The sequence below is a fragment of the Desulfobaculum sp. genome, assembly GCF_054921475.1.
Map to the genome: position 1 here is coordinate 1 of NZ_JBUDSW010000099.1, position 12,260 is coordinate 12,260.

The window sequence follows — 12,260 nt, forward strand, 5'->3', positions numbered from 1 at the left end:
TGATGCCTGCGTCGGTGTCCACCTCGATGGTGTCGCCGTCCGCGATGCGGTCCACGTCGTCGCCGATTTCAACAAGGGTCAGCCCCATGTTGAAGCCGTTGCGGTAGAAGATGCGCGCAAAGCTGTGCGCCACCACAACCGGAATGCCCGCGCCCTTAATGGCGATGGGGGCATGCTCGCGGCTGGAGCCGCACCCGAAGTTCGGGCCTGCGACCATGATGTCGCCGGGGGAGACACGCTCCACCCAGCCTGCTTCAAGCCCTTCCATGCAGTTTGCGCCAAGTTCGGCCTCATCCGTCGTCACCAAAAAGCGCGCGGGGATGATGGCGTCCGTATCAATGTTCGACCCGACCTTGTGGGCCTTTCCTGTAGAGTGCATACCTGTTTCCCTGTCTGTACCGTCTACAGCTTGGACGGGTCGATGATTTCCCCGGCGATGGCGCTGGCGGCGGCCACGGCGGGGTTGGCGAGAAAGACCTCGGACTGCAAGCTGCCCATGCGGCCCTTGAAATTCCTGTTAGTGGTGGCGATGGCACGCTCCCCTCCAGCAAGGATGCCCATGTGCCCGCCAAGGCACGGCCCGCAGGTGGGCGGCCCCACCACGCATCCGGCGTCCATGAAGGTGGCAATCAGGCCCTCGTCCAGCGCCTGCTTCCAAATGCCCGGAGTGGCGGGAAGCACAATGCAGCGCACACGGGAACTCACTTTGCGCCCCTTCAGGATGGCGGCGGCCTCGCGCATGTCCTCTATGCGGCCATTGGTGCAGGAGCCGATAACCGCCTGATGCACAGCAACGCCGGAAGTTTGGCTCACGGGCTTCACATTCTCGGGCAGATGCGGGCAGGCAACCTGCGGCTCCATGCCATTCACATCAATATGGACCACGCGCTCGTATTCCGCGCCGGGGTCGGCTGTCATGGCCTCGTCCGCTGGGCGGCCCGCCGCGCGGGTGTAGGCAAGGGTCTTCTCATCCACCGGGAACAAACCAACCTTGCCGCCAGCCTCAATAGCCATATTGGCAATGGTCATGCGGCCCTCTACGGACAAATCGTCCACCGTGGAGCCGCCGAATTCCAGCGCCCGGTACAGCGCGCCGGCAACGCCAATCTCGCGCAGCAGGCGGAGCATAATATCCTTGCCCTGCACGTGCTCGCCAAGTTCGCCTTCCACCTCCACGCGGATGGTGGGCGGCACCTTGAACCACGTTTCCCCAAGGGCCATGGCCCCGGCGATATCCGTGGACCCCATGCCCGTGGCAAATGCCCCAAGGCCGCCATAGGTACAGGTGTGGCTGTCCGCACCGATGACCACGTCACCGGGGCCGACAATGCCAAGCTCGGGCAGCAGGGCGTGCTCGACGCCGACGTTGCCGCCCTCGTAAAAGTGCGTCAGCCCCTGTTCGGTGGCAAACTCGCGGACGACCTTGACCTGTTCGGCGGAGTCGATGTCCTTGTTGGGGGTAAAGTGGTCGCACACAAGGGCGACCCGGTCCGTATCGAACACCGCGTCCGCGCCCATGGCGCGAAAGGACTTGATGGCAAGGGGGGCGGTGATGTCGTTGGCAAGGACGAGGGACACCCTGCACCGGACAATCTGCCCGGCCTCGCCAACGGTTTCGTCTGTGGCGCGCTGCAATATCTTCTGCGCTAAGGTGCGGGGCATTCCGTGGTCTCCTCCGTCTTCTTGGCCAACCTGTTCATGGCATTGATGTACGCCCGTGCGCTGGCAATGATGATATCCGGGTCCGCACCGCGACCAACAGCGGTGCGCTTTCCATCACGTATTTTCACCGTAACCTCGCCAAGGGCGTCCGTGCCGCCGGAGATGGCGCTGATGTGGAACCGCTCCAAAACCGGGCTGACGCCCACAATCTCGGCAATGGTGTTAAATGTGGCATCCACAGGACCGACGCCGAACTGTGCCAGTTTTCGCTCCTGTCCGTCTACCTCCATTATGACCGCAGCCGTTGCGGGCACACCAGTTGTTCCGGAGTGCGTGGTCAGGTGCATGAGGCGGAACATGTCGGGAATCCTGTAGATTTCCTCCAGCACAATGGCTTCCACATCCTCATCGTAGATGGTCTTCTTGATGTCGGCGAGGCGTTTTACCGCATCGGACACCATGGTGACATCCTCGGCAGAAAGGCGGTAGCCCAGCTCTTCCAGCTTCTGGTTGATGGCGTGGCGGCCGGAGTGTTTGCCAAGGACCATATCCGTCCCCGCGCGGCCCACGCTCTCCGGCGTCATGATTTCATAGGTCTCGCGGTTTTTGAGCACGCCGTCCTGGTGGATGCCGGACTCATGCGCAAAGGCGTTGGCACCGGTGATGGCCTTGTTGGGCGGGATGGGCTGACCGATCACATGCGAGAGCAGACGGCAGGCCGGAAAGAGCTTTTCCGCGTCAACCCCTGTGCTCACGTTGTAGATGGTAGGCCGGGTGTTGATATTCATCACCACCTCTTCCAAGGCGGCGTTGCCCGCGCGCTCGGCAATGCCCGAGAGGGTCACCTCCGCCTGCCGCGCGCCGGCGCGGATTGCAGCCATGGTATTCGCCACGGCAAGGCCGAGGTCGTTATGGCAATGCACAGAGAAGACCGCCTTGTGCGCATTGGGCACATTCTTCAGCAAATAGCGGATGAGTTCCGCGAATTCATCGGGCTGGGAGTAGCCCACCGTGTCCGGAATGTTCACGGTGGTGGCGCCGCAGTCGATGACGGACTGCGTCAGCTTGGCGAGGAACTCCCAATCCGAGCGCGAGGCGTCCTCGGCGGAGAATTCAATATTGGTGGTATACTGGCTGGCGTGACGGACGGCCTTCATCGCCATCTCCAGCACTTCGTCCGGAGTTTTGTTCAGCTTGTGCTTCATATGCACCGGACTGCTGGCGATAAAGGTATGGATGCGCGGGTGCGCGGCGGCGCGGATGGCGTCCCATGCGCGGTCGATATCCGCGGGCATGGCGCGGCAGAGTCCTGCGACCTGCGACTCCTTCACCGTTTCCGCAATGGAGCGGACGGAGCAGAAATCCCCTTCGCTGGCCGCCGGAAAACCGGCTTCAATGATGTCGACGCCCATGGCCTCCAGCTGCCGTGCGATACGGAGCTTTTCGCGCAAGTTCATGGTCGCGCCGGGCGACTGTTCGCCATCCCTCAAGGTAGTATCAAAGATAAAGACTCGGTCGGACATGATGATCCTCCTGTCTGCTCTGTCAAAGACGTCCCTTACCCAGAATAGACAAGCCTATCTGGTAGGAGCAAGAAGAGTGTGTACGTGCGTTCCGGCCAGAGGTTTGCATCCTATGCTATGGATGCACTACTCCGGCGTGCCGTAGTCGCTCAGGACGGACAACCCTCCGCCTGGGCCGGGAATACGGTGATTCTTTTTACGAGAGCTTGCTGGAAGCCCCGCATAGCGCGCCGGAACGGCGTAGGAGCAGGAGGCTGAGGATAGGGCCGGAGACCACGTAGCCAAACATGCATACGAAGCCCAGCACCTTGGGTTCCGAAGCCACCAGCACAAACAGGAGCGTGACGGTGACGGCGGAGGAGAAGGGATGCGCCTTCAGGAATCCATATTCCTTGAAGGACACGTAGCGCACGCGGCTGACCATCAGGTAGGACAGCACGTAGGCGAGCACCAACGTAAAGATGGGGAGGACCTTCGCATACGCCTCGGGAACGTACGGAGCGAACAGAATAAGGGTCGCGAAGGTACAGGCCTGCGCCGGAATGGCAAGGCCGATGAAATACTTTTTGGAAGCCGTGGGCGCAGCCAAGTTGAACCGCGCAAGGCGCAATGCCCCACACGCGACAATGAGGAAGGACGCCATGAGACCAAGGCGGCCAAAGTCCTGCAAGGCCCACAAATACACGGTAACGGCAGGAGTGACGCCAAAGGCGACAAGGTCGGCAAGGGAGTCATACTGCACGCCGAAGTCGCTGGAGGTTCCCGTCAAACGGGCAACCTTGCCATCGAGGCCGTCGCACACCGCGCTGATAAGGATGGCCAGCGCGCAGTGCTCAAAGCGGCCCTCGAACGCCCACATAATACCAAGGAAACCCGCGAACAGGCTAGCCGTGGTAAAGAGGTTGGGCAGAACGTAGACTCCCTTTCTGGGAGATTTGGGCGCTTCGGCGTGCATTGTACCAATCACCTTATCTTATTGCTTTTTCTTGGCCAGAACGGTTTGCCCAGCGCAAACTGTCTGACCGACGTAAACATCTGATACATAATCTTCCGGCAGATAGACGTCAAGCCTCGAACCGAATTTGATCAGGCCATACCGGGATCCTCGGCTGAGGGAGTCGCCTTCCTCGGCCCAGCATACAATGCGGCGGGCGATAAGCCCAGCAATCTGCACCACGGTCCAATGGTTGCCGTCTTCGTCCTCCACACCCATGGCGAGGCGCTCGTTATCCTTGGAGGCCTTGTCCAGCGAGGCATTGAAGAATTTGCCGGGGATGTAGAGCAGTTTCTTGACGGTGCCGGTAACGGGGATGCGGTTCACGTGCACGTTGAACACGTTCATGAACACGCACACCACCTGACGCTCCTCGCCGGTGATGGGGTCTGCCTCGCGCGAGACCTTGCAGACCTTGCCGTCCGCGGGGGAGACGGCCACACCGTCGTCCTGCGGCACCACGCGCTCCGGGTCGCGGAAAAAGTGGCCAACGAACGCCGTCAAAATAAATGCGATAAGCGCCAAAAACGGCAGTTCGCAAATGGCAAGGACAAGCGTCAGCAGGACGCAAAGCCCAAAGATGGGCATTCCCTCAAGGCTCATTCCAATGGAAGGCTTCTTCATACTATAATCCTTAGTCCTTGTGAGTCCCGGCTTCGGGGCAAAGGTTGGCAAGTTCACGCTCAAAGGATTCGCGGTCCGTGTAGTGGATGGCATGCAGGCCAAGGGCGCGCGCACGGCGGATGTGTCCACCGTGGTCGTCAATGAACGCCGCCCGCTCCGGGGCTACGCCAAGGGCGTCCAGCATGCCGGTAAAGGCCGCCGTGTCCTTTTTGGTCACGCCGGTCTTCCACGAGTTGTGGACCACGTCGAACCTGCTGCAGAACGAGTGTCTCTCCTCCAATTCTTCCAGCCAGTTGGTCTGGTCACTGAGGATGGCGACCTTGTACCCGGCCTTGCGCAGGTTGTCCACAGCCGCAAACATGAACCCGCGCGGCACAAAACGGGAGAGGAGCTCTTCGCGCAGGTCGGCGTCGGAGCCGGAAACGCCCGTGCGCTCGCGGAATCTGCGCCAGAACTCGGCCTCGTCAATGCGGCCTTCGCCGTAGCCGTCCTTGCGGACAATATCCACGGCGGTTTCGGCCACGTGTTCGCGGTCCTTGCCCGCCACCTCGGCAATATGGGCGAGGCCCTGGAAGAACCCTTCCTCGGCAAGCACGCCCCCAAAATCAAAAATGACCGCATCCACGGCCTTTTGCTGTGTCGTCATAGTCTGTTACCTCATCGCGTTCTGATGGAATGTCGAACGCTCATCCTTACGCACTCATCCCGCCTTTGACAACGAACGTCTTGCACAGGACTGGTGGGTGAAGTACGCATAAGACATGGATCCCGTTACGCACATCACCTCCGGCGCGCTTATGGCCCGCGCCTTCCGGGGCACCTTTCCCGGACGGCTTGCCGCGTTCTTCATCATCCTCGCCGCGTGGATTCCGGATATCGACAACTTTGTCGGCCTCAGTCCGGAGCAGTATCTGTTGTACCACCGCGGCATCACGCACTCCGTGTTTGGGGCTGTGGTGCAGGCCCTTGTGCTCGCTGGCGTGTGGAAACTCTTCCGGCGCGACGTCAGCGCCATGCGCGCCCTTGCGGCCATGTACGGGGCCATCATGCTCCACATCTTTCTGGACCTCATTACGTCCTACGGCACCCAACTGCTTGCGCCCCTTTCGGATACGCGCTTCGAAATTGCCGGGGTATTCATCATTGATCCGTTCTACACCCTGACCATGCTTGCGCTGCTGGTGGCGTCCATCCGCTCGCGCAACTGCGCGCGGCGCCTTGGCGTCATTGGTCTGGCCTTTGTCATTGTGTATCCACTGTGCTGTATTGGCGTCAAAAACACCGTGCAGACCATGGTCCCGAGCCTGCTGCGCCAGCATGACGTCGCTTACGAAAGCGCCACCGTCACCACGGATCCGTTCTCCCCCGTGTATTGGAAGCTCATCGTCGATGACGGCGAGCGCATCCGCGTAGCCAGCATTTGCGTGCTCACCGCCGCAGAGGACGACCTGCACTTTACGGACTTTGAAAAGGCGGACCGCAGCGTCCTCGCCCGCCTTGGCGAAAAGGTCTCCATGTTCCGCACGTGGAACTGGTTTGCGGCGTGGCCCGTTGTGGCGCGCTCCACCCGCTCGCCAGAGCAGGTGCTGACCTTCACCGACGCCCGGTTCTACTCCAATAACCCCGTGCTCCGGCGGCTCATCGGCGAGCGCGACGCGCCCTTTGCCCTTGAGGCTGTTTTGGCGCCGGACGGCACGCTCATCGAATACACCTACGACAGCCCCGGCAACGGCAAGGACGAACCGCACACCCCCTAAGCCCGGAGGCGTCATGCCCTGGCTCACGCTGTCCCTGACCACCGCCGTCATGAATGCGGCGGTGGCAACGGTTCTGCGCAAGCATTTCTCCACCCTGCCGCCGCTGGAAATGGCGGGCATTCCGCTGATGATGGGGCTGCCGCTGTTTGTGCTCATCTTTATGCTGACGCCCGCGCCGCCCCTGCAGGACGGCTTCTGGACCTTTTTCCTCCTGTGCCTGCCCATCAACGCCGCCGGATTTTACCTACACATGCGCGCGGTGAACCTCTCGCCACTGTCCGTCACCATGCCCTACCTTGCATTTACCCCCGCATTCGTCCTGCTGACGGGCAACGTCATCCTTGGCGAATTGCCCAATATCTGGGGCTCATGCGGCGTAGCGCTCATCGTTTGCGGCAGCTACGTCCTCAACATTCCGCCCGCCATGGGCCGCGACCTGGCCGCCCCGCTCCGCGCCTTTTCAAATGAGGTCGGTGCGCGCAGCATGCTTGTGGCCTCCATCCTTTACAGCTTCTCCACCGTGCTGGGAAAGCGCTGTATCGAACTCTCCTCCCCGGTCTATTTTGCGACGCTGTTCTTTGCCGCCTTTGCCTGTTGCGCGGTGGCGGGCCTCGCCCTCCTGCGCCGCCTCCCCCTTGCCGCCGTGCGAAAGCGGCCCGGTCCGGCACTGCTCTGTGGCGGCTGCCTGCTTGGCGAAGTGATCACCCACAACCTCGCCATCATCCTTGCCAAAGCCGCATATATGATTGCCATCAAGCGCTTTAGCGTGGTTATCGCCGTCATCTTCGGCAAATATTTCCTTGGCGAGACCAATATCCGCGCCCGCCTTGCTGGGGCGAGCATTATGTTTGCGGGGGCGGCGCTCATCGGCATTCTTGGAGATTAATCAAAAAACGCCGTCTGACGGGCATTTTCATCGACGTGAGCCTTGCGCTTGCGCGGGGCAGTTCCTATATTCTGGGTATGGAATATTACCTCGCCGACGATATCACCCCTGCCCCGCCCGCGGTATCACAACCCGTTACGGGGCCGAACGTCACCCTGCTCCCGGGCGGCGAAGTGCGCGGCTCGCCCGCAGGATATGTGACGGTTGAGGGCGGCGGCGAAGTCAGCGTTCCGGGCAGTGGTCATGTGGTGGTCCCCGGTGCGGGACAAGTACGCATCCCCGAAGGGGTGCAAACCATCCCCCAGCCCTTCGACGTCCCGCAGGTTCCGGAAATGCATACCGGCGCCATTGTGGACCAGGTCGCCTAGCCTCAGGCAGTCGCCAGCCCCGTATGGGCGTCAACGCCCCTCCCAGCCACATCATACCAACAAAAAAAGCCCCCTTTTGGGGGCTTTCGTCATTTCTGTTCAGCAGAGCGCCGCGTTTACCACGCCGGAACGCAATACTTGCGCCGCAGGGCGTCCACCACGTGCCGCGAGGGCGTATGCGGCACGTCCGGAGACATGGGCGGGGCAAGGCGCATCCCACTACGGCTGCCAAAGGGCGTGGCGCTGACAAGCTCATTCCACGCATGGGTCAGCAACACTTCAAGGCTCACCACGTCCGCCGCGTTGTAGGCCAGCAGTGTTTCCAGCACGTCCTCATTGCCCGTGCGCTGGAATTCATTCCACAGCAGCACAGCAAAGTAGCCGTCCACGCCGTCAAGGTCGTCTCGGCCAATGCCAACGGCTTGCTCGCACTTTTTTAGCCCGCCAGTGAAGCCCAACTTTTTGAGGATATAGCGCAGGTCGAGGTGGGCCATATTGAGCTTCATGCCAAAGGTCCGCTCGATGAAGGGCGCGTCAAAAGTCTTGCCGTTGTAGGTGACAAGCAGGGAAAAGTCCCGAATATCGTCCTGAAAGTCCTCAAGGTTGCGGCCATAGACGTAGGTCTTCACCTCGCCATGCCCGTACAGGGCAATGCTGGTGATATGGTCCTCGCCAAAGGTCAGGCCCGTGGTTTCTATATCCACGTAGGCCGCATGCTCGCGAAAGGCGCGAAACAGCCGCCAGTGCTGCGCCGATGGCAGCCCCTGCTGAAAAAAGAGCGCGTCCCCGGCCAGCAGGTGCTGGCGCGATGTCTGCACATGCTGGCGCACCCACCCCGCCTTGGAGCCAAGCACGCGTTCTGCCTCGGGCCGCATAATGTCGTCCCACGAGGCCAGCCCGTTCAACCAATATTTTTCTTCCGTCCCCACGCCAATGCGGGGGATATGACAAAAGGAGTGTTCGAGCATTGTTGCCTCGTCTCCGGTTATGCGTGTTGCTTCGTTGTGCGTCGATGCTCTCAATAGACGAGTGGGCCGCCATGAATCAAGCCCCGAATCCACCCGGCTCTCCCGGAAAACAAACGCGGCCCACCGCAAACGGCAGGCCGCGCACACTTCTAGGGAGCGCACCGGGCGTCCTTAATCCGGGAAGAACGGCGGACGCGGGCGCATGGCCCCGATAAGCTCGCTGTAGGTCAAATCCGACAGCCTAAAGTCCGGCGGAATGCGGTCCACATGAGAGTAATAGCGCATCAGCAGCAGGTACCGCCGCATCTGCTCCGGTAGCAGGAAGAACTCCCGCACATGCGCACGCCCGGCCTCGCACAGGCCCTGACACAGGTCCGTCTTTTCCATCACATCGTGCATGGACTTGGCAATGCCGTCCGTATCCAGCGGGTCGGTCACAAAGCCCGTCTGGCCGTCGCGCACCTGCGCCACCACCCCGCCCGCACGGGAGCCAATAACCGTTGTGCGGTGCCACAGTGCCTCGGTCACCACCAGCCCAAAGCCCTCACGCGTGGGCACATGGATGAAACATTCGGCCACATCCAGCAGGGAGCCAACCACCGCGTCGTTGTTTTCCACATTGGCAAGGAAAAAGATATCCGGGTGGCCGTCCGCGCGCTCCGTGAGGCTCTCCAGAATGCCGTCGCCTTCCGGGTCGTCCTCCGCCGTATTGCCAAGGAAGACAAGCTGCGGGCGCGGGTCATAGGACGTCGCGTCTACAAAGGCCTTGAACGCGTCGATAACCGTGGCCTGATTCTTATGGATGTCATACCGCGAGATGGCCGCAAAGATGGGGCGCTCCGGGTCGATGCCCGCCTTGAGGAAGATGGGCTGGAGCACGTCGCGCGCCTCATCCGGCGTGCGGTCGATATTCTTGTCCGACAGCGGGTCGATGGAGGGCATAATCTGGTACACGGGCACATGCAGGCCCGCCCCCACGAACTCCGGCATGGTGAAAATGGCCCCGGCGCAGTGGTTGATATACGGTAGCAAAAAGCGCCACACCACGGACGCGGGATCCGAGGTATCAATATGACAGCGCCAAATGACGTTGCCATAGATAATGCCGTTCATAACCATGGCTGCGGGCTGTGGGTCGTGCACCACCACAAGGTCCGAGGTGATGAAGGCGTTGCGCACATTGTCGTCGATGGTGCCAAGGTAGGCGCCGAAGATTTCCTCCAGCTCCAATTCCTCATGCTGGCCTTGGAGCATATTGTGGAACTTTTTGGTGACGCGGAAGAACTCCTCCCCGCCCTCCATAACGTACCACCGCGCATCCAGCCCAAGCCCACGGGCAAGGGGGACGCTGGCGCGCAACAATTCCGCAACGCCGCCACCGACAAGGGCGGAGTTGACGTTCGCCCATCCCTTCCCCTGCAAGGGGGTGGCAAGGCGTACAAGCTCCTGCACGCGTTCCTCGCCAACTATAGGAACGTAGTCTTCGGGAGACCGGATGATTTCTGGAGTATGTTCCGTCAACGAGCAGGTCTTGTGTGCTGTCATCGCTACCTCATCGTCTGCGGGCTCTGTGGTGCCAAAAAGGTTGTCCGAACCTAGCACAGCTCGGCGCATCGCGAAAGGTGCAAAGCTGCGGCGCGGTTAAGCGAATTCGTCGCGGATGCGGCGGAAAAAGTCCACCATGTAGCGGGCGGGCACCTCCTGCCCATCCACGGCCATGGCTCCAAGGCACGCCACAATGTTGCGCATGGGCGTCAGCGTTTCGGCAAGGTGCATAACATATTCGCGCCCTTCTCCCGAGCTCCCCCGAAGCTGGACGGTCAGCTGCCAGTGGTCCTCGCCACGCGTCCACTGCACCTTCACCGTGCGTCCGCCACCAGCCCCCCGCCGCACATGCGTCAAGAACTTCCGTACGTTGAACCGCCGCCGTCCCCGGCTCAAAACGCCAAGGTATTCGCCCTCCGACGAGCGGATGACAAGGGGCAGGTCCAAAAACGATGAGGGGGGCGCTTTGCCGCGCGTTGCGCCGGTGCCAATGGCGCTGAGCAGCAATTGTTCCAGCTCCCGCTTTTCGGCCTTGAGGCGCGAGTTTTGCTCCCTCAGGCGGCGGATACGGCGCTCCGAGCCATTGGCGCTTCCGGCCTGCTTGCGCAGGGCGGCCACTTCCTTGCGCAGGGCTTCTACGTCCCCGGCCTGCACGGGCGCTCCTTCGCCGCCCTCGCACTGCCGCCGCAGCAGGCAGGACATACGCTCCACCACGCGGGACAAAAACGCTGTGAAGTCCGGCGTGGCGCACTGGCAGCCGCCTTCCGCTGCCGCAAGGATATCCGCATAGTGCGCGGCAATGTGGCGCTCTACCTCATCCGTTGTTGCCATGCGCTCGGACGCGCGGCGTATCTCGCGGACAATGTCCAGCGCCACGGGCGGATACACCCGCCTGTTGCCGTCGCGCTCAAAGGGGATGTAGTCGCCGAACCTGTCCTTGTAGGACGCAACGGTCGAAGACGGTATGTCCAGCTTCCGGGCTATCTCCCGCAGGCTCATGCAGCGCCTTGCCACGGAGCGCTCCTCCTTTGCTCCCTGTCGTGCAGCGTGGAACCACGGCCTCGAACACTTCTTCGTCCAGAATAGCCCGTCTGGATAAAAAGACAACGCCCAACCGCGCGCCGGAGCGGCTACTGCGGCAGGCGCAGGGCTGTCAGGGCGCGGCGCCCCTGCGGGAACTGGCGCATATTATTCCACACCACCCAAATATAGAGGAGGTTGCACAAACGAGCAAAGCCGGCCCTTCCCAGCCATCCACAAAGCCAAGATACACGCCGCAGGGGATGGCAAAACCCAGCTTGGGCACCCACCACCAGCGCCCGCACACACGCATAAGGGCGCGCATCACGGGGTTCCTCTCCCGCCCGCCACGGGCAAGGATGCTGCGCGTGGACCACACGTCCAGCACCTGCAGCGCAATAAACAGCACAGTCAACATAATACGCATGCGTCCTCCCTTCATGGCGGCCACGGGCACAGGGTACAAAAAAAGGCGTTACGATATATCGTAACGCCTGAAAAGCGAAGTGGTGGGCCATCAGGGACTCGAACCCCGAACCAACTGATTAAGAGTCAGCTGCTCTACCAATTGAGCTAATGGCCCATATTTTTCCTGCGCTGTGCGCCGGAACGAGAAGCTTTTAAACCTCCAGCACGGGGGATGTCAACTCACTTTCGACATTTTTTCGTCATATCCCCGTCGCACCGCGACAACTGGCCGATGCCCGCCGAGAATGCGCCGCGAGGGGGCGCCCTTGGCGCTCCATACGGCGACGCCCTGCAACGGACGAGGGCCCCGCGATGGCAGCAAGCAGCCCTCAGCTTCCAGCCCCAAAAAACAAAGCGCCACGGTTTCCCGTCGCGCTTGCAAGGTCATAATGGTGGGCCATCAGGGACTCGAACCCCGAACCAACTGATTAAGAGTCAGCTGCTC

Annotated in this window: 12 protein-coding genes and 1 tRNA gene; 3 read left to right on the plus strand and 10 right to left on the minus strand. The window is 61.3% G+C overall.

Going from position 1 to position 12,260, the window contains the following annotated elements:
- The 6 genes from ACY69P_RS08165 to ACY69P_RS08190 form a co-directional block, all read right to left on the minus strand.
- A partial coding sequence (locus ACY69P_RS08165) for a LeuD/DmdB family oxidoreductase small subunit (RefSeq protein WP_462327128.1) occupies positions 1 to 379 on the minus strand: 379 nt, incomplete at its 3' end.
- Between the two features lie 23 nt (positions 380 to 402).
- Positions 403 to 1,662: a 3-isopropylmalate dehydratase large subunit gene (gene leuC / locus ACY69P_RS08170; protein WP_462327129.1), complete on the minus strand. Its 1,260-nt coding sequence runs from the start codon at positions 1,660 to 1,662 to the stop codon at positions 403 to 405.
- On the minus strand, positions 1,647 to 3,185 hold the full coding sequence (locus tag ACY69P_RS08175) for a 2-isopropylmalate synthase (protein ID WP_462327130.1): 1,539 nt from the start codon (positions 3,183 to 3,185) through the stop codon (positions 1,647 to 1,649). The genes leuC and ACY69P_RS08175 overlap by 16 nt, the downstream gene beginning before the upstream one ends.
- Positions 3,186 to 3,381: 196 nt before the next feature.
- The gene (pssA, locus tag ACY69P_RS08180) at positions 3,382 to 4,140 is read right to left on the minus strand and encodes a CDP-diacylglycerol--serine O-phosphatidyltransferase (protein WP_404844398.1); all 759 of its coding nucleotides are present in this window, start codon (positions 4,138 to 4,140) and stop codon (positions 3,382 to 3,384) included.
- A gap of 18 nt (positions 4,141 to 4,158) precedes the next feature.
- Positions 4,159 to 4,803 carry a phosphatidylserine decarboxylase family protein gene (locus tag ACY69P_RS08185; protein WP_459899023.1) on the minus strand — a complete coding sequence of 215 codons (645 nt, stop codon included), beginning with the start codon at positions 4,801 to 4,803 and terminating at the stop codon, positions 4,159 to 4,161.
- 10 nt (positions 4,804 to 4,813) lie between these two features.
- Positions 4,814 to 5,449: an HAD family hydrolase gene (locus ACY69P_RS08190; RefSeq protein ID WP_459899021.1), complete on the minus strand. Its 636-nt coding sequence runs from the start codon at positions 5,447 to 5,449 to the stop codon at positions 4,814 to 4,816.
- Between the two features lie 115 nt (positions 5,450 to 5,564).
- Between ACY69P_RS08190 and ACY69P_RS08195 the strand changes: the two genes are divergently transcribed.
- The 3 genes from ACY69P_RS08195 to ACY69P_RS08205 are packed head-to-tail and all read left to right on the plus strand — an operon-like array spanning position 5,565 to position 7,814.
- Positions 5,565 to 6,560 carry a metal-dependent hydrolase gene (locus ACY69P_RS08195; protein ID WP_462327131.1) on the plus strand — a complete coding sequence of 332 codons (996 nt, stop codon included), beginning with the start codon at positions 5,565 to 5,567 and terminating at the stop codon, positions 6,558 to 6,560.
- 13 nt (positions 6,561 to 6,573) lie between these two features.
- Positions 6,574 to 7,446, plus strand: coding sequence for an EamA family transporter (locus ACY69P_RS08200; RefSeq protein ID WP_462327132.1), 873 nt, complete (start codon positions 6,574 to 6,576; stop codon positions 7,444 to 7,446).
- A 35-nt stretch (positions 7,447 to 7,481) separates the two neighbouring features.
- Positions 7,482 to 7,814 (plus strand): hypothetical protein, encoded by a 333-nt coding sequence (locus tag ACY69P_RS08205; RefSeq protein ID WP_462327133.1) that lies wholly within the window; start codon positions 7,482 to 7,484, stop codon positions 7,812 to 7,814.
- Between the two features lie 116 nt (positions 7,815 to 7,930).
- Here the strand turns inward: ACY69P_RS08205 and ACY69P_RS08210 are convergent, their stop codons facing one another.
- The 4 genes from ACY69P_RS08210 to ACY69P_RS08225 form a co-directional block, all read right to left on the minus strand.
- Positions 7,931 to 8,782 (minus strand): ribonuclease H-like domain-containing protein, encoded by an 852-nt coding sequence (locus ACY69P_RS08210; RefSeq protein WP_462327134.1) that lies wholly within the window; start codon positions 8,780 to 8,782, stop codon positions 7,931 to 7,933.
- 171 nt (positions 8,783 to 8,953) lie between these two features.
- Entirely contained in the window at positions 8,954 to 10,327 is a 1,374-nt protein-coding gene (locus ACY69P_RS08215; protein ID WP_462327135.1) for a glycosyltransferase, read from the minus strand.
- A gap of 96 nt (positions 10,328 to 10,423) precedes the next feature.
- On the minus strand, positions 10,424 to 11,341 hold the full coding sequence (locus ACY69P_RS08220; protein ID WP_462327136.1) for a MerR family transcriptional regulator: 918 nt from the start codon (positions 11,339 to 11,341) through the stop codon (positions 10,424 to 10,426).
- A 513-nt stretch (positions 11,342 to 11,854) separates the two neighbouring features.
- Positions 11,855 to 11,930 (minus strand) — tRNA-Lys (locus tag ACY69P_RS08225).
- Between the last annotated feature and the right edge of the window lie 330 nt (positions 11,931 to 12,260).

Excerpts from the sequence above, each read along its gene's own strand:
- ACY69P_RS08200 (WP_462327132.1), top strand. The coding sequence starts at position 6,574 with ATGCCCTGGCTCACGCTGTCCCTGACCACCGCCGTCATGAATGCGGCG.
- ACY69P_RS08215 (WP_462327135.1), bottom strand. The coding sequence starts at position 10,327 with ATGACAGCACACAAGACCTGCTCGTTGACGGAACATACTCCAGAAATC.
- pssA (WP_404844398.1), bottom strand. The coding sequence starts at position 4,140 with ATGCACGCCGAAGCGCCCAAATCTCCCAGAAAGGGAGTCTACGTTCTG.
- ACY69P_RS08175 (WP_462327130.1), bottom strand. The coding sequence starts at position 3,185 with ATGTCCGACCGAGTCTTTATCTTTGATACTACCTTGAGGGATGGCGAA.
- leuC (WP_462327129.1), bottom strand. The coding sequence starts at position 1,662 with ATGCCCCGCACCTTAGCGCAGAAGATATTGCAGCGCGCCACAGACGAA.
- ACY69P_RS08185 (WP_459899023.1), bottom strand. The coding sequence starts at position 4,803 with ATGAAGAAGCCTTCCATTGGAATGAGCCTTGAGGGAATGCCCATCTTT.
- ACY69P_RS08210 (WP_462327134.1), bottom strand. The coding sequence starts at position 8,782 with ATGCTCGAACACTCCTTTTGTCATATCCCCCGCATTGGCGTGGGGACG.
- ACY69P_RS08195 (WP_462327131.1), top strand. The coding sequence starts at position 5,565 with ATGGATCCCGTTACGCACATCACCTCCGGCGCGCTTATGGCCCGCGCC.
- ACY69P_RS08190 (WP_459899021.1), bottom strand. The coding sequence starts at position 5,449 with ATGACGACACAGCAAAAGGCCGTGGATGCGGTCATTTTTGATTTTGGG.